Genomic DNA, 23596 nt, shown 5'->3' with positions numbered 1-23596 from the left:
GGACGGGGGCGTGGCGGCGGCTGGGTGCGGCCGAGTATGCGCCCGGCGATCCGGCGCCGCGCCGCACGTGCGCACGGCGGCGCATGGCGACCACGCATCGGCGTAGACCGCGGGCGCGCAACGGATGCGCAGGGACGCACCGCCTGCTTCGCCCCTGCCGCCTCCCGCGGGCGCCAGGCCCGCAAGCGCTACCCGGGCGTGCCGGGCGGCCCCGCCGGGGCCGTGCGCGGCTCGCCGCTGGACGGCTGGCGCGCCGCGGCCACCATGTGCTCTGCCAGCGTGTGGTACAGGGGCCGGCTGATCATGCGCGAGACCAGGCTGGCGAGCATCGCGCTGGCCATGAGGCTCAGCACCATCGAATGGCCGTCGACCATCTCCATCACGATGATGAAGGCCGTCAACGGCGCCTGTGTCACGGCGGCCAGGAAGCCGGCCATGCCCATGGCGATCAGGGCCGGCCCGAGGCCCGGCCCGGCCAGCTGGGCAATGCCGTCGCCGATGCCGGCACCGATGGACAGCGACGGCGCGAAGATGCCGCCCGGCACGCCGCACCAGGCCGTGAGCCAGGTGGCGATGAACTTGAGCAGCGTGTAGAGCGGCGTGAGCTCGTCGTGCCCGGCCAGCATCTGCTTGACGGCCTCGGAACCCGCGCCGAACGTGGCGCCGCCCGTGGCCAGCCCGATCACGGCGACGGCCAGCCCGCCCGCGGCCGCGAAACGCACCGGCCAGCGTGCACGCCAGCGGTTCAGCCGTTGCGGCGAGCCGGTCAGCGACGCGACCATCAGGCGCGCGAAGAGGCCCCCTGCCACGCCACTGGCCAGCGCCACCAGCAGGCCCGGCCCGAGCAGGTCCCAGCCCAGCGGCGGCACGCGGATGATGCCGAAGTAGCTCAGGTTGCCGAAGGCCGAGACGGCGACCAGCCCGGCCAGCACGATGGCCGTGATGATGACGCCGCTGGCCCGCGCCTCCAACCGGCCGGAGAGCTCCTCGATGGCGAACACCACGCCGGCCAGCGGCGCGTTGAACGCCGCGGCGATGCCTGCGGCGCCCCCTGCGATCAACAGCGCCCGCGCGTCGATCGTGCTGCCCGGCGAGAGCCAGCGCCGCGCATGCTGCATCACGCCGGCCGCCACCTGCACCGAGGGGCCTTCGCGCCCGATCGACAGGCCGGCCGCGAACCCGGCGACACCCAGGCCGATCTTGGCCACCGTGAGGCGCAGCGACGCGAACAGCCCACGCTGCGCGGCCAGCACCGCGGGATCGAGCGCCGCCTTGATCTGCGGAATGCCCGAGCCGCCGGCCCCGGGGAACCAGCGCCGGGTGGCCCAGACGATGCCGGCGGTCAGCGCCGGCGTCCAGAACAGCACGGCCCAGGGCTGGGCATGGTGCAGCCGCTCGAACCAGCGGGAAGCCCACTCGGCCGCGACGGTGAAGCCCACCACGAACAGCCCGGCGGCCACGGCGTAGCCGAGCACGATCGCGCGGTCGAGCCACAGGCGCCAGCTGGAGAACTCGGCGCGCAGGTTCTGGAGGAAGTCGGGCTCTTGCTGCATGCCACGGGATTCTGTCAGCAGCGCTACAGCCACAGCAGCGCGGCCATGGCCACGGCCGTGGGCACGAGGGCTCCCAGCAACAGCCCGCCCGCGCTCACGGTCTCGTCGGCAAAGCCGGACTTCAGCAGCGCAACGCCGGCCGGATTCGGCGCGTTGGCGATCACCGTGAGCCCGCCTCCCGCGACTGCGCCGGCCACCAGCGCGTACTTGGCCTCGTCCGTCATGCCTTCGATCAGCGAGCCCAGGTAGGTCAGCGCGGCGTTGTCGGTGATGGCCGTCAGGCCGACGGCGCCGAAGAACAAGGCCTCGGAAGACATGTCGGCCACGATGGGCTGCAGCCACCATTGCTGCATTCCGCCCAGCACGACCAGCCCGGCCAGGAAGAAGGCGACGAGCAAGGCTTCCTTGACGATCAGTGGGTTCTGGTGCCGCACATACGCCTGGGTGAATCCCAGGAACAGCAGGAACAGGCCCAGGAACGCCACCGGATGGTGCGCGAGCAGCACGACGCCGGCCAGGAAGGCGATGTGGATCGCCACGACGGGCCAGGGCACGGGTGCCGACCGCGCCATGGCGTCGGCCGGGTCTGGCGCATGGCCCAGATGCCGCGCGAGGAACACCGTGGCGAGCGTGGCGTTGACGACCACCGCGAGGGCGGACTTCCAGCCGAAGTTGGCCACCATGAACGCGCTGTCCCAGTTCCAGGTGGCGGCCACCATCAGCACGGGCGGCGCGGCAAAGGAACTCAGCGTGCCGCCGATGGAGACGTTCACGAACAGCACGCCGAGCGCCAGGTACTTGGGCGCCTCGGGCACGCCTGGCCGGAAGACCAGGAACGACAGCAGCAGCGCGGCGATGGTCATCGCGGCCGGCTCGGTGATCAGCGAGCCGAGCAGCGGCACGGCCGCCAGGCCCAGCCAGGCGGTGGCCAGGGGCGTTCGCACCGGCATGCGCTGCGCCACCGCGCCGACGGCAACGGTCACGGCCTGGAAGATCGGCCGCGAAGCCGCGACCACCATGACCACGAAGACGAACAGCGGCTCGGTGTATTGGCGCGATTCGGCGTAGGCCAGCGCGTCTGCGGGCCCTGCCAGCAGGGCCATCGCGCCCACGAGGACGATGGCCCAGAAGCCGAAGACGACCTCGACCTCGCCGAGCAGGTGGAACAGGCCGGCGTGGGCCGGCATCCGGTGCGCAAGCCGCTCGAACTGCTTGGCTGCGAAGGTGTGGACGAGGGCGATGCCGAAGAGGACGGCGGCAATGGTCTGGACCGTGTCGGGAGACGGTGCGGGCATGGGCGAACGCTTTCCGCGTGGCGGCCCGACCAACGCATGTGCCCTGCTGGCCGAAGATCCGGCGCAGCACCCTGCGGGGCATTCTAGGCGGCATCCTTGCACGGCCTCGCAGGCCGGCGGTTCAGCCCGGCGCCGTCCCGGCTTCCTGGCCGGCACGCTGCGCGCGCACCGTCGCACCGGCCGCGGCGGCCGCGCGCGCCAGCACGGTGGCCGCCGCCGCAGGCGCCAGCTGCTGCAGGATGGCGCGGCCCACGGTGCCGGCCTGCGGCACCTGCTCGCCGATGGCGTTCGATTCCCAGATCAAGCCGCGCAGCGCATGGCCCACGGCATACAGCCCGGGCTGGGGCTGGCCGGCCGCGTCGCGCAGCGCATGCGTCTCGCGCGTGGCCTGCACGCCGAAGCCCAGCGGGTCGGGCTGCGCCAGGCCGCGCGCGACCAGCTGGCGCACCAGCGGATCGTCGATCTGGCGCCAGTCGAAATCGAAGCCCAGGCAGTTGACCACGCGGTCGGCCACCAGCGTCTGCACGGGGCGGCCGTCACGCGGCAGCCAGGCGACGGCCAGGCGGCCATCGGCCTGCGCGGCGATGGACTGCACGCGGCCGGCCTCGTGCCGGTGCCGGCCCTCTTCGTGCACGCGCGCCTGCCAGGCCAGCGGCGCGGCAGCACTGCGGTGCAACGCGGCCTCCCAGTAGGCCCGCAGCCGGCCCAGGAAGCGCTGGCGGTCGCGCGGGCTGGCCAGCGTCCACAGCTGCGGCACGTGGGCGCGGATGGCCGGCACCAGGCGCTGCCAGGACGCGCCCTGGCGGCGGATCTCGCGGCGCTGCACGCGGATCTGCGCCAGCAGGTCGCGCAGCGACACCGCGTCCGGCGCGTAGCGCAGGAAGTCGGGCCAGGGCTGCACGTCCTCGCGCACGCGCACGCCCTGGCCGCGCCGGCTCAGCACCAGGTGCCGGCCCTTGAAGCCCGCCTTCTCGGCCATGATCAGGCTGTCGACGGCACTGAGGCCCGCGCCCAGGTAGACGATCTGCGCGTCCCGCGCCACGCCGTCCCACGCCCCGGCCTGCCAGATGTCGCCCACGTAGCGCGGCGATGGCGCCACACCCGCGCCCACCGTGAAGGCCTGGCGCGCGAGCGGCTTGGCGAAGATGCCGGTGGCCAGCACGAGCGCATCGGCCAGCGGCTGGCTGCCGTCGTCGAGCACCACGCGGTAGCGCGGCTGGCCGGTGTCGTGCTGCGCGAGCACGTCGACCGCCCGCGCACGCAGGTGGCGGAACTCCACGCGATGGCCCGCGCGCGACAGCGCCGCCGTCAGGCTGGCCAGCACATAGGCGCCGTAGACCTGGCGCGGCGGCATGCTCTCCTCAATCGCCACGCCGGCCGGCGGCTGCCAGCCGCCCACGCCGGCGCCCGCGCGCAGCCAGCGCACGAGGTGGTCGGGCTCGTCGTCGTACAGGCTGAACAGCTTGGCCAGGCCGTTGACCAGATGCTCGGGGTGCGCCGTGCCGTAGGCGATGCCCAGGCCCAGCGTGGGGCGCGATTCGACGATGGACAGCCGGATCGGCTGCTCCACATCCTTCAGGATGCGCAGCGCGACGGCCGTGCCGGCGAGGCCGCCGCCGACGATGACGACATGGGGGCGGGTGTCAGGAGTTGGCATGGTGTGCACGAGCGGTTCGGTCAGGAAAGAAGCGGTTGGCGGGCGATGTGCAGCGGGCCGCGCACGCTGAGGTACTGGCCCTTGTGGTCCAGCGTGTGCAGGCGGTCCGGGTCGAAGTTCAGCGCCGCGTCGGGGTTGGAGGTGGTGACGATGTTCCAGCCCGCGCGCCCGCCGCTCAGGTGGTCCAGCGAGGCGAAGCGCCGCGCGATGTGGAAGGGCTCGTCGAAGGTGGTCGAGGCCGTGGCCACCAGGCCCAGGTGGTCGGCCACGAAGAAGGCGTCGAAGCAGGCCCGCTCCAGCGCCTGGGCCAGCGTCTTGAGCCGCTCGAAGTTGAAGTTGGCATCGCGCCAGGCGCCTGGGTAGCGCCAGGCGCCGGTGTGGATGCTGACCGGGCGCATGAAGGCGCCCAGGTGCAGTTGACGGTTCGAAGGCACGGGCAATCCTTGGCGTCGGTGCAGGGGGGCCGGCCAGCTTAGGAAGCCTCGGCGCGCTTGTCGAATGCGCTTTGCGCGCTTGCTTATGCGGTTAGCGATGCTGCGCATGCCCGCATAAGCATGGAAGAAAAGCGCGCCACCCGACCGGCTGCCGGCCCTAGGATGGGCCCATGCAAGCCCTGACCAACATCCACCGCTTCACCCACCTCGGATGGGACGTGCGCATCAGCCTGCACGGCCGGCCCGACCTCGGCCGGCTCAGCGCGCGCGCGGAACTGCTGGACGCCTCGGCCAGGCGCCACCTGCTGGAACTCGACAGCGACCACCGGCGCGGATCGACCGCCCTGGTGGCGCTGGCCGCGAAGGCGCGCGCCTTCATCGAGCGCGGCGCTGGCGCACACTGAGACCGTGTTCACGGTCCATCCCCCCACCACCACAGGAGAACCACCATGTCCAACCATGTCTACAAGACGCTGGAGCTCACGGGCTCGTCGCCCAAGGGCGTCGAAGACGCCGTGCAGACCGCCATCGCCAAGGCGCACGAGACGGTGCGCAACATCCAGTGGTTCCAGGTCACCGAGACGCGCGGCCATGTGGTCGACGGCAAGGTGGCCCACTGGCAGGTGGGCCTGAAGATCGGCTTCACGCTGGAGTGAAGCCCGGGCCGGCGCCACAGGCGCCGGTCACGCCGCTGGCAGCATGGTCTGCGCTTCGCGCTGCAACTGCGGCAGCAGCTGCATGGCCAGCGCCAGCTGCGGCTGGGCCGATGCGCTGGGTTCGTGCAGGGCCGCGGTGGCCATCTGTGCCTGCGGCTGGCGCATGCACCCGGCCAGCGCCGTGAGCTGCGCACCGAGCGCGGCGGCATCGCGGCGCAGCACCCCGTCCTGCCCCGCGTCCGCTAGCGTGCCGCGGTGCGCGCCCAGCGCCGACAGGTAGTTGAGCAGCGTGTGCGACAGCACCAGGAAGCGGCCGCAGGCCTCGAACATGCGCCGCGCATGGGCCGGCTCCCTGAGCATGGACGCATAGGCGTTGGACAGCGCCGCGTCGGCGCTGTGGGCGTTGCGCCGCGCGAGCCGGTAGGCCAGGTGGTCCTGCTTGCCGGCGCCCGCCTGCGCCACGATCTCCTGCAGATACCCGGCCTGGCTGCGCAGGGCCTGTTCGGCCAGCTGCGGCCACTGGCGCGACTGCCAGTTCGGCAGCACCAGCCATGCGGCCAGCCAGGCCAGCACGCCGCCGACCACGGTGTCCAGCATGCGCGTGGGAATCACGCCGTCGCCCATGCCGGCCTGGTGGAAGCTGAGCAGCAATAGCACCGTGACCGAGGCCGTGGCCCGCGTGTAATGCGTGTGGCGGCTGCCGAGGAACACCCCGCCCGCCACCACCAGCAGGGCCGACTGCAGCACCGTGGCGGGGAACAGGCGGATCGCCGCCCAGCCCAGGCACAGGCCCAGCGCCGTGCCGGTGGCCCGCTGCACCATGCGGTGGCGCGTGTCGGCATAGCGCGGCTGGCTCACGAAGACGATGGTCAGCAGCACCCAGTAGGCATGCGGGTCACGGGTCGTCGCCACGATGGCGCTGCCCAGCAGCAGCGTCAGTGCCAGCCGCAGCCCGTGCCGCAGCAGCGGCGACTGCAAATGCAGCTGCTCGCGCACGCGCTGCCAAGCGGCACGCCAGTCGCGCGGGCCGCGGTCGTGCAGCGCCTCGCCGGCCCCGCCCTGCAGCGGCTGCTCGAGCGCGGGCAGCACGCCGGCCATCGCGGCCAGGTTGCGGCCCAGCTGCTGCACCGCGCCGAGTGCCCGCGCGGCCTCGGGCTGTCGCGGCAGCGGGCCGGCCAGCAGGTGCGCGATGGCCGCCTGCATGTCCTCGATGGCGCGTGCGGTGCTGCCGGTGTGGACCGGGCTGCCACGGGCTGCGATCGCCTCGGCGAACTTGAGCAGCTGCTCGCCCAGCTGGGTCAGCACGCGCTGGCAGCGGTACAGCGCATCCGAATGGAACAGGGTCTCGGACAGCAGGCCGTAGTCCTCGTGCGAGGAGTTCACGCGCTCGTGGATGTCCTGCGCGGCGAGGTACTGGCGCATCGCCAGCTGCAGCCACACCGGGCGCGGCCCCTCCCCCTTCCCCTCTCTGTCATGCAGGCGGCTGAACAGGCTCTCCTTGGTGGCCGTCAAGGCCAGCACCACGCGGCCGTTGTGCAGGGCCAGCGCCATGCGGCGCCCGGCCTGGTCGACGTCGCGCACGGGCTCCAGCAGCTGGGCCTTCAGGCGCAGCTGCTCGCCGAGCAGCGCATACAGGCGCGACATGCGGTGGCGCAGCGTCGCGCGCGGCAGCAGCGCCGCCCACAGCACCGACACCACGCCATACCAGGCCGCACCCAGCAACAGCAGCACCAGGGCGCCATCGGCACGGCCCTGCCGCCCCAGCATCGCAATGTAGATGGCGAACACCAGCACCCCGAGCGCCACCGCGCGGTAGCGTTCGCCCAACGCGCCGACCAGCGTCAGCGCGAGCGCCGCGGCGGCCAGCACCAGGGCCTGGAGCAGCGGCAGCGGCTGGCTGGCCTGCACCGCCAGGCCGACCACCGCGAACGCCGCCAGCGCCAGCAGCTGCGCGCGCAGCCTGCCCCGCCAGCCGTCGTCGGACTCGGCCAGGGCGCTGGCGATCACGCCCAGCATGGCCGGCATGAAGCGATGGTCCCAGCCGGCCCACCAGCCCAGCAGCAGCACGCAGAGCAGCGCCACGAAGGCGCGCACGCCGCGGGCCACGCCCTCGTGGTTGCGCGTGCGGCTCCAGGTGACGCGCCAGTCCAGGCCCGTGGCGCTCACCGCGGCACCTGCGGCGCGCAGCCAGGCTTCAGCGCGCGGACGGCAATGGGAACCAGGGCATCGGCCTGGCAATGGAACAGTGGCATGCGGGCGGCACGGCAAAAGCCGCGGAGCTTAGCGCGAAGCGCCGCGCGCCCTCTGGCGCATGGCCTTGCAGGGCCGCGCGCGGCTCAGGGCCGGTGCCCGGCCTTCTCCAGCGCCGCCGCCAGCCTGTCGATCTCCTCGCAGCCGGCCGGGCCGCAGACGATGCGCAGGTAGCCCAGGTTGCGCCGCGCGCCTTCGATGTCGCCGGTGGCGATGAACAGTTCGCCCTGGTACTGCAGCGCGGGCCGGTAGCTGCCGTCGAAGAACAGCGCCTCCTGGTAGCTGCGCGCGGCGTCGTCGTAGCGGCGCAGCTGGCGCTGGCTGTAGCCCAGCAGGTTGTAGATCTCGGCGTGCTGCACCGCGCGTGCGCGCGCTTCGAGCCGGGCGATAGCCTGCGCGTACTCGCCGGCGTAGATCAGCGCCTTCTCGGCCGCCAGGTCGGGCAGGTCGCCGCTGGGCGCGGCCGCCACCGCGTGGGCGGGTGCGGCCTGCGCCAGCGCGGCCAGCAGCGCCAGGGCCGCCAGCGGCTTCATGCGGCGACGCTCTCCGGGCTGCGCTGGTACTCGCCCATCGCCGACAGGATCTCGCGCTTGTACGCGGCGAAGCGCGCACCGGCGCGGTCGCGCGGGCGGTCCAGTGCCACATCGAGCTCGCGCACGATGCGGCCCGGGCCGGAGTTCATCACGATCACCTTGTCGCTGAGGAACAGCGCCTCGTCCACGTCGTGCGTGACCAGGATCATGGTCACGCCCTCGACGCGCCAGATGCGCTGGATCTCCTCCTGCAGCCGGATGCGCGTGAGCGCGTCCAGCGCGCCCAGCGGCTCGTCCAGCAGCAGGATCTCGGGCTTGTTGACCAGCGCCCGCGCGATCGCCGCGCGCTGCGCCATGCCGCCCGACAGCTGGTGCGGGTAGGCCTTCTCGAAGCCCGACAGACCCACGAGCGCGATGTGCTCGCGCACCGACTGGTGCTTGCGCGCCTGCGGCCAGGGCGAGTTGAGCAGCGACAGCCCCACGTTCTGCTCCAGCGTGAGCCAGGGCAGCAGCCGGTGGTCCTGGAACACGATGCCGCGCGACAGGCTGGCGCCCGCGATGCGTTCGCCGTGCACGAGGATGTCGCCCGAGTAATCACGGTCGAGCCCGGCGATCAGGCGCAGCAGCGTCGACTTGCCGCAGCCGCTGGGGCCGACGATGGAGACGAAGGCGCCCGGCGCCACGTCGAAGCTGGCGTGCTGCAGCACGTCCAGCCGCGGCCGTCCCTCGACGTCGTAGCTCTTGGACACATCGCGGATCTGCAGTTGCCCCTTGCTCATCTGGCAGCTCCTTCGAAGCCCTGCTTCCAGCGCAGCACGCGCCGCTGCAGCGCGTACATGCCGCGGTCGATTGCAAAGCCGATCAGCCCGATCACCGCCATGCAGACCAGGAGCTGGTCCGTCATGAGCAGGCTTTGCGCGCGGAAGATCAGAAAGCCCAGGCCTTCCAGCCCGCTCAGCCCCTCGGCCACCACCACCAGCGCCCAGGCCAGGCCCGCGGCGTAGCGCAGCGCGACCATGATGCTGGGCGTGGCGGCCGGCAGGATCACCTTGCGCACGAGCTGGCCGCGCGAAAGCGTGAGCACCTCGGCCAGCTCCACGTAGTTCTTGTCCACGCTGCGGATGCCCTGCAGCGTGTTCAGGAACACCGGGAAGAACACCGACTTGGCGATCACCAGGATCTTGGCCGGCGCGCCCAGCCCCAGCCACAGCACGATCAGCGGAAACCAGGCGATGCCCGGGATGTGGCGGATGGTGTCGAAGGTCGGCCCGAAGAAGCGCTCGACCTTCTGCGACAGCCCGGCCGCGATGCCCAGGCCCACGCCCAGCAGGCTGCCGTACAGGAAGGCCTGGCCCACGATGTTCAGGCTGACCACGAAGTCCAGCAGCAGGTTCTGCGTGGTCAGCATGGTCCAGAACGCCTTCACCACGGCGACGGGCTCGGGCAGGAAGACCTTGTCGACCCACTGCAGCGAGACGGCGGTCTGCCACCAGGCCAGCACCAGCAGCGGCAGCATGAAGCCGATCCAGCCGCCGTTGCCGAGCGCGCGGCGCAGCCTTCCCGGCCCGGCGAGCCGAGCAGCTGGCGCCTGCACGGCGCCGATCACGTCAGCGGTCGCGCTCATTGATGCCCCCTTCGGCCTGCGGCCTGTCCCCCCGAGGGGGAGCGAGCTTGCTCGGGGCGGCCCAGCGCGGCGCTCATCGGTAGATCGTGTGGGAGCCGCCCACGAAGAAGCGGCCGTCGATGAAGGCATCGACCTGGGCATCGGTGAGCTTGCGCTCGGACAGGATGTCGTCGCCGTTGGCGATGTACCAGTCGCGGAAGGTCTTGATGGCCAGGCGTGCCTTGTCGGCGTTGGGCTCGCCGGCCATGAAGTCCCACTGGCCCAGGTGGGTGATCTGGAACTTGGCGACCTCGACCGGCACCCGCGTTTCGCGGGCGATGATCTTGGCGGCTTCGTCCACGTTGTCGGTGGCCCACTCGGAGGTGCGCTCGCGCGCGGCCAGGAAGGCCTTCACCACGTCGGGGTGCTTCTCGGCGAACTCGCGCCGGGCGAAGTAGGTCACGCGGCCGCCGTTCTGCACGTAGACCCCGTCGTCGGGCGAACGGCCCACCACCTTGAGCTTGCCGGCCAGCCAGGCGCCCGTGAACGCCCCGGAGGCCAGGTGGGCGGAGGTCGCGTCGATGGCGCCCGACAGGATGCCCGAGACCACGACCGAGCCGTTGTCGATGGACTCGTAGCGCACGCGGCCCTTCTTCTCGCGCGAATCCAGCGGCAGGCCGGCCTTGGTCAATGTCTCGAACGGCGAGGACCAGTAGCAGCTGATGCGGCTGCTGCCGAACTTCTTGCCGTCCAGGTCGGCCACGGTCTTGATCCTGTCGTTGTCGGCGCGCGCGAGGATGGGCGCGCGGTAGCGGTTGGAGGGCTCGGAGACCCACACCACCACGCCGTCCAGCCCGTTGGCGCGGTGCACCGTGGCCGGGTAGATCATGCGCTGGGCGATGGCCAGCTTGCCGCCGCCGACGGCCGCGCTCTCGGCGCCGATCAGCTCGGCCGTGCTGGTGGCGATCAGGTTGATCTTCCTGGTGCCGATCTTGTCGAACTCTTCCTTGAAGAAGCCTTTCTCGCGGGCCACCACGGTCCAGGGCGAGAGTTGCAGGTTGATCTCGGGCAGCACTTCGGCGGTGGCGGCGCCGGCACCGAGCGCCAGGCCCAGTGCGATGGCCATGGCATGCAGCGGACGCCGCAGGCCGCGGCGCAGGGAGGTGGAGGAAGCGTCGTTCATGCGGATCCCGTGGTCGGTGAAAAAGACAAGGCCACCGGACCGGCGGCCCAGCGTGCGGCACGCATTCTTGGAATGGCAGGGCCGCTTGTGAACCGCGCATTTCGCATATGCATCTGCGCATTGCGCAGTTGGTCGGCGCCGCCGCCGGTGCTGCAATCGCCGCCGTGCAAGCCCTCCCCCGCCTCGTCCAGCGCGTGCCCGTGTGGCTGCTCGCGCTCGCCTGTGCCGCCGCCGCGACGGCGGCCGCCTGGGCCCTGGTGCCGCCCGAACCGCCGCCCGCGCGCTGGCCCCTGCTGCGCATCGGCGTGCTGGCCAGTGCCATGCCGCTGCACAGCCCCACGCGGGCCTACACCGAGGAAGGCCATGAACTGACGCTGGCCCGCGCGCTCGGCGAACGCCTGGGCGTGGCGCCGCAGTTCGTTGCGCTGGCGCCCGAGGCCTTCGCCGACGCACTGGCCCAGGGCCGGGTCGACGCCGTGCTCGTGCGCGAGCCGCTGGCCGCCACGGCCCGCGCCGGCACCGAGGCGCTGCGCACGGGCTACCGCTCGGGCACCGCCGCCGCGATGCGCTCGGACACGCCGCTGCGCCGCTGGGACGACCTGCGCGGCAAGACCGTCTGCGTCTCCCGGGCGCACCAGGGCGCGCAGGCCCTCGCGCAGCGCGCCGGTGCGCGGCTCCAGTTGGTCGATGCGCCGGCCCAGGCCCTGGTGCAGGTGCGCACGGGCGCCTGCGATGCCGCGCTGCACGACGAGGCCCAGCTGCAGGCGCTGTTCCTGCGCAAGGAATGGCACAAGTTCTCGGCCACGCTGCCGGCCGCCGCACCGGCCGAGCTGCTGCTGCTGGCCTCCGCCGCCAGGCCGCAGGCACTGCAGGCCCTGCAACAGGCCGTGGCCGCCGAGCGGCGCGCGCCGGCCTGGCAGGAGCGCAACCGGCGCTGGGCGGCGAACGTGGCCTACGAGGCCTACTTCGACCAGATCGGGCCGGACTGCCATTGAGCCTGGTGAAGCTGGATTGCACCGGACCGGACCTGGATGGACGCCTCGACCGACCCGCGGGTCGTGGCACCGCGCGGCAGCGGCCCTGTGCGCACTGCTGCTGGCCGCCCCGCACGCGCAGGCCGACGACGATGCGGCCCTGGCCGCCTACAGGGGCCCGCCGTCAGGCTGGCCCGCCGCGCAGATCGACCCCGGCGTGGCCTTCGTCGAACTGGCCCCACTGCCGGACACCCCGCGCGCCACGCCGCGGCAACGCGCCCAGGCCGCGCTGGGCCGCGCACTGTTCGCCGACCCACGGCTGTCGGCCTCGGGCCGCATCGCCTGCGCCAGTTGCCACGACCCGGCCCGCGGCTGGAGCGTCGACCAGCCCGTGGCCTTGGGCATCGATGGCCGCCGCGGCCGGCGCAACCCGCCCGACCTGCGCCAGGCCGGCGCCCACGTTCCGCACGGACGCTGGGGCTGGGACGGCCGCGGCCGCACGCTGGCCGCGCAATCGCTGGCGCCCCTGACCGATCCCGACGAGATGGGCAATGCGTCCGTGCAGGCGGTGCTGGCGCGGCTGCAGGCCCTGCCCGGCCCCGCCGCCCGGCTCACGCCCGCATCCCTGGGCGCCGCGCTGGCCGCCCATGTGCTGCAGGCCGGCGCCGACGCCTCGCCCACGCGCTACGAGCGCTTTCTGCGCGGCGAGCGCACGGCCCTCGGCCCGCAGGAGCTGCGGGGCCTGCACCTGTTCCGCACCAAGGCGCGCTGCGTCCAGTGCCACCATGGCCCCTGGCTCAGCGACGGGCTGTTCCACAACCTGCGCCTGTCCTCCTTCGGCGAGCCGGCAGAGGACCGCGGGCGCCAGCGCGTCTCCGGCCGGCCCGAGGACACGGGCGCCTTCCGCACGCCCAGCCTGCGCCGCGTAGCGCAGTCGCCGCCCTACCTGCACAACGGCCTGGTCGCCAGCCTGGAGGGCGTGGTGCGCCTGTACATGCGCGGCGGCGGCGAGGTCTGGGCGCGCAACGCGGCCGAGGCGGCGCAACCGCTCTACCCGCATGCGGCGCGGCTGTCGCCCCTCATCCGGCCGCTGGATCTCAGCGACGACGAGCAGGCCGCGCTGGTGGCATTCCTGCGCACGCTGTGAGGCTGTGCGCTCAATCGTCCTGCAGCAGGTCGAACAGGACTTCCAAGTCCCGAAAGCGCATCAACGGCATCCGCACCGGGATCCCGGACGCGAAGGCCTGGCGCATCTGCACGGCGAGGGTTTCGAGGTCTGGCATGGCATCTCCTTCATCGGAAAGTCCAGCGTCTGCACGGCAGGGCTGGCTTGCCAGGCCACGATGCGCCGCGGCACTCGGCGCCCGCGTAGGCCTTCATGCAGCCTGCAGGCCATCCAATGCGTGCCGCGCGGGCCAGCGTGTCCCGACGGGCGTGATCCCCGGCCGACAGGCCGGTTCGGCCGCGCCAGGACCGCCGGGCGCGGCGCGCCGCCACCTCTGGAGGGTTCAGGCCGTGGCTTGCACGGTGCGGCGAAAGGCGTGGGCCGCATGCCGCGCCGGCAGGTGGTGGCCTTGGCCGAACAGGCGCGAACGCAGCGTGCCCTCCTCGTAGGCGGTCTTGTAGAGCCCGCGGCTCTGCAGTTCCGGCACGACCAGGTCGACGAAGTCCTCGTAGCTCTCGGGCACCACGGTGCGCGCGAGGTTGAAGCCGTCGATGCCCGTGGCGTCCACCCAGTCCTGCAGCGCGTCGGCCACCTGGCCCGGGTCGCCCACGAGGGTCGGAAAGCGTCCGCCGAGCGCGAACAGATCGAGCATGCGCCGCCGTGTCCAGCCCTGCTGCTCGGCCGTGCGCGCGGCCGACTCGATGCCGTTGGTGCTGCCGTAGGGGATGGGCTCGTCCAGCCCGTAGCGCGCGAAGTCGATGCCGGTGCCAGCCGCGAAGTGCGCCAGGCCCGATTCGGGGCTCGCATGGCGCAGGTACTCGGCGTGCTTCTCGCGCGCCTCGCGTTCGGTGCGGCCCACCACCACGTTGATGCCTGCGAAGACCTTGATGTCGTCGCCCCGGCGGCCGGCCTGCACGAGTTGCTCGCGCAGCGCGCGCACGCCGGTGCGCGCCACCTCCTGGTTCGGCGGTGCGATGAACACGCACTCCGCATGCCGCGCCGCGAAGCGCTGGCCCCGGCCCGAGCTGCCGGCCTGGTAGAGCACCGGAGTGCGCTGCGGCGAGGGCTCGGCCAGGTGGTAGCCCTGGACCTGGTAGTACTTGCCGTGGTGGCGCACCGGGTGCACCTTGGCCGGATCGGCGAAGCGCCGGCCAGCCTTGTCGCGCAGCACGGCGCCCTCTTCCCAACTGCCTTCCCAGAGCTGGTAGAGCACGTCGAGGTACTCGTCGGCGCGGTCGTAGCGCTCGTCGTGCGCCAGCTGGGTGGCGCGGCCCATGGCGCGCGCCGCGCTGTCCAGGTAGCCCGTCACGATGTTCCAGCCGATGCGCCCGCGCGTGAGGTGGTCCAGCGTGGAGAAGCGCCGCGCCAGCAGGTAGGGCTCCTCGTAGCCCAGGTTGACCGTGACGCCGAAGCCCAGGTGCTTCGTGGCCGCGGCCATGGCCGGCACCAGCAGCAGCGGGTCGTTCACGGGCAGCTGGATGGACTCGCGCAGCGTGAGGTCCACGCCACCCTGGTAGATGTCGTACACGCCCACGATGTCGGCGATGAACAGCCCGTCGAACAGGCCCCGCTCCAGCGTGCGCGCGATGCCGGTCCAGTGTTCCAGCGTGTTGTAGTCGGCCGAGCGGTCGCGCGGGTGCGTCCACAGTCCGTGGTTGATGTGGCCCACGCAGTTCATGTTGAACGCGTTGAGCAGGATCTTCTTCGGCGTGCTCATCAGAACGCTGGAATGACGCCGCCGGCGAAGGTCTTCACGATGTACTCGCGCACCTCGTCGGTCTGGTAGGCCTTGACCAGCTGCTGCACCCAGGGCTGGTCCTTGTCCTGCTCGCGCACCGCCACCAGGCAGGCGTAGGGGCCGTCCTTGTCCTCCAGCAGGATCGCGTCCTTGGCCGGGTTCAGGCCGGCCTTGTTGGCGTAGTCGGCGTTGATGGCCGAGGCGTCGGTGTCGTCCAGCGTGCGCGGCAGCTGGGCGGCCTCGATCTCGACGAAGCGGAACTTCCTCGGGTTCTCCACGATGTCGCGCGGCGTGGCGTTGACGCCGGCCACAGGGTCGATGCCGGTCTTGAGCGTGATGGCGCCGGCCTTCTGCAACAGCAGCAGCACGCGGCTCTCGTTGGCCGGATCGTTGGGGATGGCGATGCGCGCGCCCTCGGGCAGGTCGGCGAAGCCCTTGAACTTCTTGGAGTAGATCGCGATGGGCCCGATCCAGGTGCGGCCGAAGCCCACGATCCTGTAGCCGCGCGCGCGGATCTGGGCCGCGAGGAAGGGCCGGTGCTGGAAGCTGTTGGCGTCCAGGTCGCCCGCGTCCAGCGCGGCATTGGGCCGGCTGTAGTCGGTGAAGGGCACGAGCTGGATCTTCAGCCCGTAGTCGCGCTCGGCGATCCGGCGCACCTGCTCGAACACCTGTTCGTGCGGGCCCGTGGTCACGCCGACCTTGAGAACCTTGGTGGTGCCGGGCTGCTCCTTGAGGGCTGCCAGCGCAGACGGCACGGGCAGGCCGGCCAGCAGGCTGGCGCCGCCGGCGAGTTGCAGGACCTGGCGGCGCGATGGAAAGTGCTCGTTCATTTCTTGGATTCCGGTGAAGGCGAGAGGAGAAAACGGTCAGATGGCGCCGTGCCGCGGCGGCGCCTTGCCATTGAGGTGGTAGTCGCCCACGGCATGCACGCGCCAGCGCAGCGGGTCGTGCAGCGTGTGCGTGCGCACGTTGCGCCAGAAGCGGTCCAGGCCCAGGTGCTCCTGCGCGCTGCCGGGGCCGGCCAGTTCGAACAGCTGGCCGGACGCCGCCAGCGCGGCCGTGGTGGTCAGCGCGCGCGCTTCGGCCACGGCCGCCGATGCGGCGGCCACGCTGGCCCCATCGGGCGCAGCGCGCGAGGCATCGACGGTCCCGCCCGCGCGGCGCACGAGCGCCCGGGCGGCACGCAGCTGCAGGTCGAGCTCGCCGACCTGCCGCGCCAGCGCCCGGTCGGGCGATGTGTTCTGGCGCAGCAGTTCCAGCGCAGCCGCGAGCGCCCCCTGCCCCAGGCCCAGGTCGATGGCCGCGTGCAGCAGCTGCGCCAGCGGGCCGGCGGTGGTCGGTTCCTCGGCGCTGGGCGCGTAGGGCACGACCCATTCGTCCCGCACATGCACGCCGTCGAACGCTACAGAGCCGCTGCCCGTCACGCGCTGGCCGAAGCCGTCCCAGTCGTCGGTGACGGTGACGCCCTGCGCATCGCGCGGCACGAACACGAGCACCTGGCCCGGCTGCCCGTGCCCGGTGCGCAGCGCCAGCGTGGGAATCCAGTGCGCGTACAGCGCGCCGGTGCAGTAGAACTTGCGGCCGTCCAGCCGCCAGCCGTCGCCCGCGGGCACGAGTTGCGTGCGGCGCTGGAAGTCCTTGTGGCCGATCTCGGCCAGCGCGTTGCCCAGGCGTTCGCCCGCCAGCACGCGGCCGAACAGCAGGCCTTGCTGCGCGGCGCTGCCATGGCGGCGCAGCACCTCCAGCGCGAAGAAGTGGTTCTGCGGGATCTGGCCCAGCGAGCCGTCGGCCGCCGAGACCGCGGCGACCACTTCGGCCAGCGTGGCGCTGGACACGCCCGTGCCGCCGAAGGCACGCGGCACCGAGATGGCCCACAGGCCGCTCGCCACGAAGGCATCGAGTTCGGCCCAGGGCAGGCGGCGTGTGCGGTCGCGCAGCGCGGCCTCGGGGGCGAACAGCGCGGCCAGGCGGTGCGCAGCCGCCACGGCCGCGGCGTCGTCGGCCAGCCGCCCGGGCACGTGGGCAGGCGGCTGCGCGCGCGGCGTGGCGCCGCAGGGCGGTGCGGGAGAGAGCGACAGGTTCATCGTCAGGTTCCGGAGGGGGTTGGCCGGGCCGCACCCAGCAGGCGCTGGCCCAGGCGTTGCAGCGCATGGGCGGGGAGGGCCCGCAGCTGGTGCACGCGCGCGTTGCGCCAGTGGCGGTCGAGCCGGTGCGCGGCACGCGTGGCGGACGAGCCGGCCAGCTCCAGCAGCTTCTCGCCGGCCAGCAGGGCCGTGCGCGCGGCCTGCGCACCCGCGGCATCCACGGCGGCGTCTGCTGCGTCGGCGGCGTCTGCTGCATCGGCCGCATCCGAACTGGCCTGCGCAGCTTCGTGCAGCAGGGCCTGCGCGGCATGCAGCGCGATGCGCAGCTGGCCGAAGTCGTGCACGAGCAGCGGGTCGTCGGCCGCGCGCGCGACGCCTGCGTCCATCCAGGGGCGCGCGCGTTCGCGCACGAAGCTGGCGGCGTCCTCGGTGGCGGCCTGGGCCAGGCCCACGTCGATGGCGGCGTCCAGCAGCCGCGTGACGCGGGCCGCGGGGCCGGCGTCGGGCGCGGGGTAGAGGTCGGTCCCGGCCACGGCGACCTGGTCCAGCACGAGCACGCCGCCCGGCGCGCCGCGCAGGCCGAACAGCGCGGCCGCATCGTCCACGCGCAGGCCGGCCGCGCCGTGCGCGATCCAGGCGTGCAGCAGCTGGCCCTGGGCATCGCGGGCCGGCACGCGCAGGCGGTCGGCCAGCAGCGCACCGGGCGCGGCGCGCAGGCGCCCGCCCAGGCGCTGCACGGGCGGCGATGGCGTGCGCTGGGCGGTCTCCTCGGCGCCGGCCAGCAGCACGCCATCGGCCGCCAGGGCCAGCTGGCGCGTGGCGGCCGCGTGCGCGCCGGCGGCGCGCAGTTCGGCCACCAGCGCGTAGTGGCCGCACAGCAGCGTGGCCAGCGCGGGATCGGCCACGCCCAGCAGCACGAACACCTCGGCCAGCACGCCGAGCGGCAGGTCGGCACCGCCCTGCGCGGCCGGCACGCTGAGCCCGGCCAGGCCGCTCTGCGCCCACAGGCGGCGTTCGGCATGCGGCGCGGTGCGGGTCTGGTCGCGTTCGGCAGCGCCCGCCCGGGCGGCATCGGCCAGGCGGCGTGCGGCGTCCAGCGCCTGTCGTTCGTCGGCCAGGCGCGGCGCGCGCGGCCACAGGGGGGCGGTCATTCGGTGGTCTCCTTCAGGCGGTGCCCCGCCGCTGGCGGCGCAGGCGCGGGTTCAGCGCGGCGTGCAGCGCGTCGCTGAGCAGGTTCAGGCCCAGCACCGTGAGCACGATGGCCAGCCCCGGGATGGCCGTCATGTACCAGGCGGTGCGCAGCGCGTCGCGGCCCAGGCCCACCATGGAGCCCCAGCTCACGCGGTTGGGATCGCCCAGCCCCAGGAAAGACAGCCCGGCCTCCGACAGGATGGCGTTGGCCACGAGCAGCCCCGTGGACACGACCACGGGCGTCCAGGCGTTGGGCAGGATCTCGCGCAGGATCAGGTGGGCATCGCCCGCGCCCAGCGCCACGCTGGCGCGCACGAACTCGCGCTCGCGCAGCGTGATGAACTCGGCACGCACCAGCCGCGCCACGCTGGTCCACGAGGTCACGCCCAGCGCGAACACGATGGTGCCCACCGTGGGCTTGAGCACCGCCACGAGGATGATGGCCAGCAGGAAGGCCGGGATGGTCTGGAAGAACTCGGTCGTTCGCGTGAGCACCGCGTCGACCCAGCCACGGTAGAAGCCCGCCGCCGCGCCCACGGCGATGCCGATCACGAGCGCGATGGCCGCCGCCGACAGGCCGACCAGCAGCGACACGCGCGCGCCGTGCAGCAGGCCGGCCGCCAGGTCGCGGCCCATGAGGTCGGTGCCCAGCGGCAGCGTGGCGTCCTGGCCCGGCCAGGTGAAGGGCGCGCCCACCATGTCCAGCGGGTCGCCCGGGTACAGCCAGCCGGCCGCGAGCGCGCCGGCCAGCACCGCCAGCACGAGGCCGCCGCCGAGCAGGATGGACGGCTGCAGGTACCAGCGTGTCATGGCAGTGCCCCCGCCGGCGCCCGGTCCGGCACGGCGCGCACGCGCGGGTCCAGCCGCGCCTGCAGCAGGTCGACCAGCGCGTTGCCCAGCACCACGAGCACGCCGCTGGCCAGCAGCACGGCCAGCAGCACCGGGATGTCGCGGCTCTTGATGGCCTCGAACGACAGCTGGCCCAGGCCGGGCCAGGCGAACACGGTCTCCACGACGATGGAGCCGCCCAGCAGCGCGCTGCTCTGCAGGCCCAGCATGGTCAGCACCGGCAGCACGGCGTTGCGCAGCGCATGGCCGAACAGCACGCGGCCTTCGCGCGCGCCCTTGGCGCGGGCCGTGCGGATGTAGTCCTCGGCCAGCGTCTCGACCATGGCCGCGCGCGCGAGCCGCGCATAGATGGCCACGTAGTAGATGGCCAGCGTGAGCACGGGCAGCACCAGGTGCTGCAGGTAGTCGCCCCACAGCCGCAGGCCCTGGTGCGCGGCCTCGATGTTGCGCAGCCCGCCGATGGGCAGCCATTGCAGCTGCACGCCGAACAGCACGATCAGCATCAGCGCGGTCCAGAACATGGGCGCGGAGTAGCCCAGCGTGGCCAGCGCCGACAGCACCGTGTCCAGCAGGCCGTGCGGCCGGCGTGCCGCGGCCACGCCGACCAGCACGCCCACCACCACCGACAGCGCCAGCGCCGCGCCCACCAGCGCCAGCGTGGGGCCGAGCCGGTCCAGCACCAGCCCCAGCACGGGCTCGTTGAAGCGGAACGAGTAGCCCACATCGCCGCGCACCATGCGGCCCAGGTAGGCCACCAGCTGCTCGCCCGTGCCGCGGTCCAGCCCGTAGGCCTGGCGCAGCTCGGCCACGTACCCGGCCGTGACGCTGCCGCTCTCGCTGGCGATCACGTCGACGAGGTCGCCGGGCAGCGCCTTGAGCAAGGCGAAGTTCAGCACGGCGGTGGCGAGCACGACACCGGCCAGCTGGGCCAGCCGGCGGACCAGGGCCTTCATGCGCCGCCGTCCAGCCAGACGCGCGCGAAGTTGCTCTGGCTGTTGTTGTAGGTGTCGGTCACGTTGCGCAGCCGCTTGTCCCAGACGCCGAACCAGCGGTACTCGAACAGGTGCAGCAGCGGCAGGTCCTTCTGCACGAGCCTTTGCAGCTCGTTGTAGAGCTGCACGCGGCGCGCCGGGTCGCGCTCGACCTGGGCGGCTTCGAGCACGCGGTCGGTCTCGGCGCTGGCGTAGCCGGAGGCGTTCTGCCAGGGCGTGCCCTTGCTCTCGGCCTTGGACCAGTAGTGCTGCTCCAGCCCCAGCTGCGGGTCGGCCCAGTTCACACCCCAGGAGCTGACCAGCTGGTAGTTGTAGTCGGCGAACACGTCTCGGGTCCAGCTGGCCAGGTCCTGCGCCTTCAGTTCCAGGTCGATGCCGACCGCGCGCAGCGACTGGCGCACGAACTCGCCCGTGCGCCGGTAATCGTCGCCGAACGGGATGAAGGCGTGCGTGAGCTTGAAGCGGAAACCGTCGGCCTTCTTCGGAAAGCCCGCCGCGTCGAGCAGCTTCTCGGCCTTGGCGCGGTCGAACGGGTACTGCTGCGTGTCGGGCGTGTAGAAGCTCTTGAGCTGCGAGGACACCGGCCCCGTGGCCGGCGCCGCGTAGCCGCCCCACACGGTCTTGACCAGGACGTCGCGGTTGATCGCGTGCAGCAGGGCCTGGCGCACCTCGAGCTTGCCCAGGATGGGGTCGCGCAGGTTGGGGATCAGCCACAGCGTGGCCGCAAAGCCGTTGTAGCCGGCCGTGCTGACGACCAGCTTGTCGCTCCGGGCCAGGCGGTCGGCATCGGCGAAGGTGACCGGGTTGCGCTCGCCGTACTGCACGGTGCCGGTCTCCAGCGCCGCGGCGCGGCCGGCCACGTCGGGGATCACGCGGAAGGTCAGCTTGTCCAGGTAGGGCAGGCCGGGGGCCCAGTACTTGTCGAAGCGCTCCAGCGCGATGTGGCTGCCGCGCGACCACTCCTTGAACACGAAGGGGCCCGAGCCCACGGGCTTGTTGTTGTGGGGGTTGTTCGGGATGTCCGTGCCCTCGTAGAGATGGCGCGGCAGCACGGGGGCGGACACCACGTCCAGCGCGTTGAGCACCACGGGCGCGGGCTTGGACAGGTGCAGCACCACGGCATGCGCGTCGGGCGTCTCCACGCGCACGAGGTTCTGGAACACGCGGCGGCCGGTGGGCGCGTGCTTCTTCCAGACTTCCTCGGCCGAGAACTTCACGTCGGCCGCGGTGAGCGGCTTGCCGTCGTGCCAGAAGGCGTTCTTGCGCAGCCACAGGCGCAGCTGCAGGCCGTCGGCCGAGAGTTCCCAGCGCTCGGCCAGCTGCGCGCGCGGCTTGAGGTCGGGGCCGTAGTCGAGCAGGCCGTCGAAGATCTTGGAGGCCACCAGCCGCGTGGGCGTGGCGGTGTTGACGAAGAAGGCCAGCGTGGGCGGCTCGGGGTGCACCAGCGCGCTGATGGCGCCGCCGCGCTGCGCGCCCTGCTCGGTGTCGGGCAGGGCCTGTGTGAGCGCCAGCGCGTCCTGCGCGGCGAGGCCGCCGAACAGCAGGGCGCCGGCCAGGCCCAGCAGGTGGCGGCGTTGCAGGTCGGCCGGGGCGGTGGTGTCGTCGTGTTCTTGCATGGAATCCTCCTCAATGGAATGGCGCGGGTGTGGCATGGGTGCGTGGCTGCGGCACGGCGGCCAGCAGCGCACGCGTGTAGTCGTGGCGGGGATGGGTCAGCACCTGCTCGCGCGTCCCCTCCTCGACGATGCGGCCGCCGTGCATGACCAGCACGCGGTCGGCGATGTAGCGCACCACCGAGAGGTCGTGCGAGATGAACAGGTACGACAGGCCGTAGGCCGCGCGCAGGTCTGCCAGCAGGTTCAGGATCTGCGCCTGGATCGACACGTCCAGCGCCGACACCGGCTCGTCGCAGACCACGAGTTCGGGCCGCAGCACGAGCGCCCGCGCGATCGCGATGCGCTGGCGCTGGCCGCCCGAGAACTCGTGCGGGTAGCGCGCGCGGGCGGCCTGGCCCAGGCCCACGTCGTCCAGCACCCGGGCGATGCGCTGGGCGCGCTCGTCACGCGCGCGCACGCCGTGGATCGCCAGCGCATGGCCCAGGATGTCTTCCACGCGGTGGCGCGGGTTGAGCGAGCCGTAGGGGTCCTGGAAGACCATCTGCACGCGCCGGCGCTGGGCCAGCAGCGCGCGCGGCGCCAGCGGCAGCAGGTCCTGGCCGTCCAGCAGCACCTGCCCCGTGGCCGTTACCAGCCGCACGATGGCGCGCGACAGGCTGGATTTGCCGCAGCCCGATTCGCCGACCAGGCCCACGCTCTCGCCGCGCGCGATCTGCAGCGAGACGCCGTCGACCGCCGGCCGGTCGGCCGGTGCGCCGTGGTAGCGCACGCGCAGGTCGCGCACCTGCAGCAGCAGCGGTGCGGCAGGCGTGGCCGCAGCCTCGGCGCGCGGCTGCGGCGTGGCCAGCGTGAAGCGCTCGCCGCCGTCGTGGCGCACCTCGGGCAGGCGCGCCCGGCGGTGGTGCAGGCCGCTTGGCGCCAGGTGCAACGAAGCGCCCAGCAGCCCCTGCGTGTAGGCGTGCCGCGGCGCGGCGAACACGCGCGCCACCGGCCCTTCCTCCAGCTTGCGCCCGCCGTGCATCACGGCCACGCGGTCGGCCCATTGCGCCACCACGCCCAGGTCGTGCGTGACCAGCAGCACGGCCATGCCCAGCGCGCGGCGCAGATCGTCGAGCAGCGCAAGGATCTGCGCCTGGATGGTCACGTCCAGCGCGGTGGTCGGCTCGTCGGCCACCAGCAGGCGCGGCTGGCAGGCCACGGCCATGGCGATCATCACGCGCTGGCGCTGGCCGCCCGACAGCTGGTGGGGGTGGTCGCCGTAGCGGCGCGCGGGCTCGGGCAGGCGCACCAGGTCCAGCAGTTCGATGGCGCGTGCGCGGGCCGCGGCGGACGACAGCGGCGTGTGCAGGCGCAGGGCCTCGGCCACCTGCGCGCCGATGCTGAGCACCGGGTTCAGCGAGCTCATGGGCTCCTGGAACACCATGGACAGCGCGCTGCCGCGCAGCGCCGCCATCTCGCGCTCGCGCAGCGCCAGCAGTTCGCGGCCGGCGAAGCGCACGCTGCCGGCCAGCCGCGCATGCGCGGGCAGCAGCCGCATCAGCGCCAGCGCGGTGGTCGACTTGCCGCAGCCCGACTCGCCGACCAGCGCCACGGCCTCGCCGGGCCGCACCTGCAGGTCCAGGCCGCGCACGGCGTGGTGGTCGCCGAAGCGCACGTCCAGGCCGCGGATCTCCAGCAACGCGCCGGTGGACGCCTGCGCAGCCCCGTCGCGCGGCGCCACGGCGGGGCCCGGCGGCAGTGGCAACGCGGTGCGAAGGCTCAGGGATGCGGACATGCGGGGCTGCGGTCGGGGTGGTGGTCGATGCACACGGCATTGCAGGCGC

The 23596-nt window shown here is 72.9% G+C and carries 21 protein-coding genes and 1 pseudogene; 4 read left to right on the top strand and 18 right to left on the bottom strand.

Going from position 1 to position 23596, the window contains the following annotated elements; translation table 11 throughout:
- Positions 1 to 188: 188 nt before the first annotated feature.
- The 4 genes and pseudogenes from ASF44_RS04685 to ASF44_RS04670 all read right to left on the bottom strand — a co-directional run.
- Positions 189 to 1553 (bottom strand): chloride channel protein, encoded by a 1365-nt coding sequence (locus ASF44_RS04685; protein ID WP_056897946.1) that lies wholly within the window; start codon positions 1551 to 1553, stop codon positions 189 to 191.
- Between the two features lie 23 nt (positions 1554 to 1576).
- Entirely contained in the window at positions 1577 to 2848 is a 1272-nt protein-coding gene (locus tag ASF44_RS04680) for a putative Na+/H+ antiporter (RefSeq protein ID WP_056897945.1), read from the bottom strand.
- Positions 2849 to 2969: 121 nt separating this feature from the next.
- Positions 2970 to 4505, bottom strand: a complete 1536-nt coding sequence (locus tag ASF44_RS04675) for an FAD/NAD(P)-binding protein (protein WP_156374343.1) — start codon at positions 4503 to 4505, stop codon at positions 2970 to 2972.
- A 38-nt stretch (positions 4506 to 4543) separates the two neighbouring features.
- Positions 4544 to 4939: pseudogene (locus tag ASF44_RS04670) on the bottom strand (LLM class flavin-dependent oxidoreductase); the annotation flags it as partial.
- Positions 4940 to 5109: 170 nt separating this feature from the next.
- On the opposite strand from ASF44_RS04670, the gene ASF44_RS04665 reads away from it, so the two are divergent.
- Together ASF44_RS04665 and ASF44_RS04660 are read left to right on the top strand one after the other, a co-directional pair.
- Complete coding sequence (locus ASF44_RS04665) at positions 5110 to 5343, top strand: hypothetical protein (protein WP_056897942.1); 234 nt, start codon at positions 5110 to 5112, stop codon at positions 5341 to 5343.
- Positions 5344 to 5388: 45 nt separating this feature from the next.
- Entirely contained in the window at positions 5389 to 5595 is a 207-nt protein-coding gene (locus ASF44_RS04660) for a dodecin (RefSeq protein WP_056897941.1), read from the top strand.
- A gap of 27 nt (positions 5596 to 5622) precedes the next feature.
- Here ASF44_RS04660 and yccS read toward each other — a convergent pair whose 3' ends face one another.
- The 5 genes from yccS to ASF44_RS04635 all read right to left on the bottom strand — a co-directional run bounded on the left by yccS (position 5623) and on the right by ASF44_RS04635 (position 11164).
- Positions 5623 to 7761 (bottom strand): YccS family putative transporter, encoded by a 2139-nt coding sequence (gene yccS / locus ASF44_RS04655; RefSeq protein WP_235579121.1) that lies wholly within the window; start codon positions 7759 to 7761, stop codon positions 5623 to 5625.
- Between the two features lie 170 nt (positions 7762 to 7931).
- A complete protein-coding gene (locus tag ASF44_RS04650) occupies positions 7932 to 8378 on the bottom strand; it encodes a hypothetical protein (RefSeq protein ID WP_056897940.1) in 447 nt (148 codons plus the stop codon).
- Positions 8375 to 9157, bottom strand: coding sequence for an ABC transporter ATP-binding protein (locus tag ASF44_RS04645; RefSeq protein ID WP_056897939.1), 783 nt, complete (start codon positions 9155 to 9157; stop codon positions 8375 to 8377). The genes ASF44_RS04650 and ASF44_RS04645 overlap by 4 nt, the downstream gene beginning before the upstream one ends.
- Positions 9154 to 10002: an ABC transporter permease gene (locus ASF44_RS04640; protein WP_056897938.1), complete on the bottom strand. Its 849-nt coding sequence runs from the start codon at positions 10000 to 10002 to the stop codon at positions 9154 to 9156. The genes ASF44_RS04645 and ASF44_RS04640 overlap by 4 nt, the downstream gene beginning before the upstream one ends.
- 73 nt (positions 10003 to 10075) lie before the next feature.
- Complete coding sequence (locus ASF44_RS04635) at positions 10076 to 11164, bottom strand: ABC transporter substrate-binding protein (RefSeq protein ID WP_056897937.1); 1089 nt, start codon at positions 11162 to 11164, stop codon at positions 10076 to 10078.
- Positions 11165 to 11328: 164 nt separating this feature from the next.
- Between ASF44_RS04635 and ASF44_RS04630 the strand changes: the two genes are divergently transcribed.
- Together ASF44_RS04630 and ASF44_RS04625 are read left to right on the top strand one after the other, a co-directional pair.
- The gene (locus ASF44_RS04630; protein WP_162243781.1) at positions 11329 to 12159 is read left to right on the top strand and encodes a transporter substrate-binding domain-containing protein; all 831 of its coding nucleotides are present in this window, start codon (positions 11329 to 11331) and stop codon (positions 12157 to 12159) included.
- A gap of 16 nt (positions 12160 to 12175) precedes the next feature.
- Entirely contained in the window at positions 12176 to 13285 is a 1110-nt protein-coding gene (locus ASF44_RS04625) for a cytochrome-c peroxidase (RefSeq protein ID WP_056897935.1), read from the top strand.
- 10 nt (positions 13286 to 13295) lie between these two features.
- On the opposite strand, the gene ASF44_RS33060 is transcribed toward ASF44_RS04625, so the two are convergent.
- From ASF44_RS33060 to ASF44_RS04585, 9 genes are all read right to left on the bottom strand, one after another.
- The gene (locus ASF44_RS33060; protein WP_255358187.1) at positions 13296 to 13421 is read right to left on the bottom strand and encodes a hypothetical protein; all 126 of its coding nucleotides are present in this window, start codon (positions 13419 to 13421) and stop codon (positions 13296 to 13298) included.
- A 225-nt stretch (positions 13422 to 13646) separates the two neighbouring features.
- On the bottom strand, positions 13647 to 15020 hold the full coding sequence (locus ASF44_RS04620; RefSeq protein ID WP_056897934.1) for an LLM class flavin-dependent oxidoreductase: 1374 nt from the start codon (positions 15018 to 15020) through the stop codon (positions 13647 to 13649).
- Complete coding sequence (locus ASF44_RS04615) at positions 15020 to 15871, bottom strand: MetQ/NlpA family ABC transporter substrate-binding protein (RefSeq protein ID WP_056897933.1); 852 nt, start codon at positions 15869 to 15871, stop codon at positions 15020 to 15022. The genes ASF44_RS04620 and ASF44_RS04615 overlap by 1 nt, the downstream gene beginning before the upstream one ends.
- 36 nt (positions 15872 to 15907) lie before the next feature.
- Positions 15908 to 17125: an SfnB family sulfur acquisition oxidoreductase gene (locus ASF44_RS04610; protein WP_082524508.1), complete on the bottom strand. Its 1218-nt coding sequence runs from the start codon at positions 17123 to 17125 to the stop codon at positions 15908 to 15910.
- 2 nt (positions 17126 to 17127) lie between these two features.
- Positions 17128 to 18276, bottom strand: coding sequence for an acyl-CoA dehydrogenase family protein (locus ASF44_RS04605; RefSeq protein WP_056897932.1), 1149 nt, complete (start codon positions 18274 to 18276; stop codon positions 17128 to 17130).
- A 13-nt stretch (positions 18277 to 18289) separates the two neighbouring features.
- On the bottom strand, positions 18290 to 19126 hold the full coding sequence (locus tag ASF44_RS04600) for an ABC transporter permease (protein WP_056897931.1): 837 nt from the start codon (positions 19124 to 19126) through the stop codon (positions 18290 to 18292).
- On the bottom strand, positions 19123 to 20118 hold the full coding sequence (locus tag ASF44_RS04595; protein ID WP_056897930.1) for an ABC transporter permease: 996 nt from the start codon (positions 20116 to 20118) through the stop codon (positions 19123 to 19125). The genes ASF44_RS04600 and ASF44_RS04595 overlap by 4 nt, the downstream gene beginning before the upstream one ends.
- Entirely contained in the window at positions 20115 to 21773 is a 1659-nt protein-coding gene (locus ASF44_RS04590) for an ABC transporter substrate-binding protein (protein ID WP_056897929.1), read from the bottom strand. Before ASF44_RS04590 ends, ASF44_RS04595 begins: the two co-directional genes overlap by 4 nt.
- 10 nt (positions 21774 to 21783) lie before the next feature.
- Positions 21784 to 23547 (bottom strand): ABC transporter ATP-binding protein, encoded by a 1764-nt coding sequence (locus tag ASF44_RS04585; protein ID WP_082524506.1) that lies wholly within the window; start codon positions 23545 to 23547, stop codon positions 21784 to 21786.
- Between the last annotated feature and the right edge of the window lie 49 nt (positions 23548 to 23596).

This window comes from Pseudorhodoferax sp. Leaf274 (assembly GCF_001422445.1).
Taxonomy (GTDB): Bacteria; Pseudomonadota; Gammaproteobacteria; order Burkholderiales; family Burkholderiaceae_C; genus Pseudorhodoferax.
Note: the sequence above shows the minus strand (reverse complement) of the source record. Positions and strands in the feature narration are given on the sequence as shown.

Excerpts from the sequence above, each read along its gene's own strand:
- ASF44_RS04685 (WP_056897946.1), bottom strand. The coding sequence starts at position 1,553 with ATGCAGCAAGAGCCCGACTTCCTCCAGAACCTGCGCGCCGAGTTCTCC.
- ASF44_RS04680 (WP_056897945.1), bottom strand. The coding sequence starts at position 2,848 with ATGCCCGCACCGTCTCCCGACACGGTCCAGACCATTGCCGCCGTCCTC.
- ASF44_RS04675 (WP_156374343.1), bottom strand. The coding sequence starts at position 4,505 with ATGCCAACTCCTGACACCCGCCCCCATGTCGTCATCGTCGGCGGCGGC.
- ASF44_RS04665 (WP_056897942.1), top strand. The coding sequence starts at position 5,110 with ATGCAAGCCCTGACCAACATCCACCGCTTCACCCACCTCGGATGGGAC.
- ASF44_RS04660 (WP_056897941.1), top strand. The coding sequence starts at position 5,389 with ATGTCCAACCATGTCTACAAGACGCTGGAGCTCACGGGCTCGTCGCCC.
- ASF44_RS04650 (WP_056897940.1), bottom strand. The coding sequence starts at position 8,378 with ATGAAGCCGCTGGCGGCCCTGGCGCTGCTGGCCGCGCTGGCGCAGGCC.
- ASF44_RS04645 (WP_056897939.1), bottom strand. The coding sequence starts at position 9,157 with ATGAGCAAGGGGCAACTGCAGATCCGCGATGTGTCCAAGAGCTACGAC.
- ASF44_RS04640 (WP_056897938.1), bottom strand. The coding sequence starts at position 10,002 with ATGAGCGCGACCGCTGACGTGATCGGCGCCGTGCAGGCGCCAGCTGCT.
- ASF44_RS04635 (WP_056897937.1), bottom strand. The coding sequence starts at position 11,164 with ATGAACGACGCTTCCTCCACCTCCCTGCGCCGCGGCCTGCGGCGTCCG.
- ASF44_RS33060 (WP_255358187.1), bottom strand. The coding sequence starts at position 13,421 with ATGCCAGACCTCGAAACCCTCGCCGTGCAGATGCGCCAGGCCTTCGCG.
- ASF44_RS04620 (WP_056897934.1), bottom strand. The coding sequence starts at position 15,020 with ATGAGCACGCCGAAGAAGATCCTGCTCAACGCGTTCAACATGAACTGC.
- ASF44_RS04615 (WP_056897933.1), bottom strand. The coding sequence starts at position 15,871 with ATGAACGAGCACTTTCCATCGCGCCGCCAGGTCCTGCAACTCGCCGGC.
- ASF44_RS04610 (WP_082524508.1), bottom strand. The coding sequence starts at position 17,125 with ATGAACCTGTCGCTCTCTCCCGCACCGCCCTGCGGCGCCACGCCGCGC.
- ASF44_RS04605 (WP_056897932.1), bottom strand. The coding sequence starts at position 18,276 with ATGACCGCCCCCCTGTGGCCGCGCGCGCCGCGCCTGGCCGACGAACGA.
- ASF44_RS04600 (WP_056897931.1), bottom strand. The coding sequence starts at position 19,126 with ATGACACGCTGGTACCTGCAGCCGTCCATCCTGCTCGGCGGCGGCCTC.
- ASF44_RS04595 (WP_056897930.1), bottom strand. The coding sequence starts at position 20,118 with ATGAAGGCCCTGGTCCGCCGGCTGGCCCAGCTGGCCGGTGTCGTGCTC.
- ASF44_RS04590 (WP_056897929.1), bottom strand. The coding sequence starts at position 21,773 with ATGCAAGAACACGACGACACCACCGCCCCGGCCGACCTGCAACGCCGC.
- ASF44_RS04585 (WP_082524506.1), bottom strand. The coding sequence starts at position 23,547 with ATGTCCGCATCCCTGAGCCTTCGCACCGCGTTGCCACTGCCGCCGGGC.